Consider the following 1,274-nt stretch of genomic DNA (forward strand, 5'->3'; position numbering starts at 1 on the left):
TATAATAGAATTGTCGAGGGAGGCAAGATAGATTCGTGTTGTGCTTTCAGAGTCGTGTCCCATTCCTTCGCTTATTACTCCAATCGGAATATTTTGGCTTTTAGCTATGCTGGCCCAGGAATGACGGGCTACATACATTGTGATATGAGATGGCAGTTCCAGGATTTTGGAGATTTTTCTTAGTTTGTGATTAATCAGATGAAGCGCATTTCTATATTGCTTCAGTTCTTCTTTTTGATGTTGTATAATAGGTAGCAGGTATTCCGTAGGAGTTGGACCATATTTGTCAACGATATCTTGCATGCATTTCTCCCATCGGATAAATAATTGCTGTCCGGTTTTTCTTCTTCTATAGATCAATACTTCATTATGTAGATCTTTTTTCTTCAGATAGGCCATATCTATAAATGACATGCCTCGGGTGTAGAAGCTGAAAAGAAACATGTCTCTGGCGAAATCGAGGGAGGTATCATATGACAAATCTTGTAATTTTAATTGTTTGATCGTTTTGAAAGGAACAGCGCGTTTGACGGTCTTTCCTATACCTGTGTAAACATGTCTGAAGGGATAGTGTTGGGTGGTCAGTTCTTTGTCTACGGCACGGTTGTAAGTTGCCCGGAGGATACGCATATAAAATGAAATAGTGTTCATTGAAATACCTTTTTGCTGTAAGTGAGCCTGGTAGCTTTGTATGAGGTCGGAGGTTATGTCATCGAACAAGATGTCATGTCCTTCTCTGAAGGTCATGAAGCTGTTGAGTGTTGTCTGATAGGTTTCGGCTGTACGTATTCTGTATAGGGATTTTAATTGTTTGATAATGTATTGCATAAAAGTGAACAAGGATTGTTCTTTGGCGTTTTGGTGAAATTGAAAGACAATTTCATCTGCGGTATATCCGCTAGGGCGCTTGTCAAGCGATGTAATGATTTTGATTAACCGTTCTTGATCCCATTTAATTTTTTCTCTGGTGTCTTGAAGAATTGAGAAACGATTTTGAGAGGAACGGGGATCAATAATGTATTCTTCTTGCTGATTCCATTCGGAAGAAAGTATTTTATAATTGGTACTGATCTGGCGTACCATGCGTCCATGAATCACTTGGTAGTATATAGATCCCATTTTTCCGATAACAGTGGAAGGTCTGAATTTTACTTTTACTGATGTCATATCTTTCTGATTTTATAATTAGTTAATAAGTTGTTTTCATAAACAGATGAAATCTTAAGTGGTTTAGATGCGTTGTCTGTATTTAAGGGAATGAAGATAGATATTCA

General features: G+C 37.6%; 1 protein-coding gene. It reads right to left on the minus strand.

The window, feature by feature from the left end:
• Positions 1 to 1,167, minus strand: a 1,167-nt coding sequence (locus BACCOPRO_RS03755; RefSeq protein ID WP_008141079.1) for a tyrosine-type recombinase/integrase, incomplete at its 3' end; no start/stop codon positions are given.
• Between the last annotated feature and the right edge of the window lie 107 nt (positions 1,168 to 1,274).

This window comes from Phocaeicola coprophilus DSM 18228 = JCM 13818 (assembly GCF_000157915.1).
Classification (GTDB): Bacteria; Bacteroidota; Bacteroidia; order Bacteroidales; family Bacteroidaceae; genus Phocaeicola; species Phocaeicola coprophilus.